The 259-nt window shown below is 66.8% G+C and carries 1 protein-coding gene; it reads right to left on the reverse strand.

What is annotated here, in order from left to right; translation table 11 throughout:
- A partial coding sequence (locus ACNQO6_RS18445) for a site-2 protease family protein (RefSeq protein WP_440209913.1) occupies positions 1–238 on the reverse strand: 238 nt, incomplete at its 3' end.
- Positions 239–259 lie beyond the last annotated feature (21 nt).

Consider the following 259-nt stretch of genomic DNA (forward strand, 5'->3'; position numbering starts at 1 on the left):
GTACTTCCGCCTCGCGCTCGTCGAGCATCTTGACGTAGCCACCCAGCGGAATGGCCGCCACCACGAACTCGGTGCCGTGCCGGTCGTGCCAGCGCACCAGCGGCGTGCCGAAGCCGACGGAGAAGCGCAGGACCTTCACCCCGCAGCGTCGCGCGACCCAGAAGTGGCCGAATTCGTGGAACGTCACCAGCACGCCCAGGGCCACCAGGGTACCGACGATCATGTAAAGCGCACTCATCTCCTACCTCCAGGCCGTCCG

Origin of the sequence: Acinetobacter calcoaceticus, assembly GCF_051947995.1 — a bacterium.
GTDB lineage: Bacteria > Pseudomonadota > Gammaproteobacteria > Pseudomonadales > Moraxellaceae > Acinetobacter.